Origin of the sequence: Rhizobium cauense, assembly GCF_019511525.1 — a bacterium.
GTDB classification, from domain to species: Bacteria; Pseudomonadota; Alphaproteobacteria; order Rhizobiales; family Rhizobiaceae; genus Rhizobium; species Rhizobium cauense.
The window spans coordinates 1-219 of record NZ_JAEUAT010000108.1; the positions used below are offsets into that span (position 1 = coordinate 1).

A 219-nucleotide genomic window follows, 5' to 3' on the forward strand; every position below is an offset into this window, starting at 1 on the left:
TTGCGTTGGCACCATGCTGGTGAACGCGCACACACGACGAGTCGATCATAACTATATCGCCGTCGTAACGCCTTGATACCGCTTCAAGAAGTCGGTCCCAAACGCCAGCTTTGCGCCAGCGCGAGAATCGATTGTAAAGTGTCGTACGAGGGCCGTAGCGCTCAGGAATATCCCGCCAAGAGCAACCAGTTCTGAAACGCCACAAAATGCCATTGATCA

1 protein-coding gene is annotated in these 219 nt (G+C 53.4%); it reads right to left on the bottom strand.

Annotated elements, in window-relative coordinates; all coding sequences use genetic code 11:
- Positions 1 to 219: transposase (locus JNB88_RS33370; RefSeq protein WP_220359188.1), on the bottom strand; the 219-nt coding region annotated here is incomplete at both ends.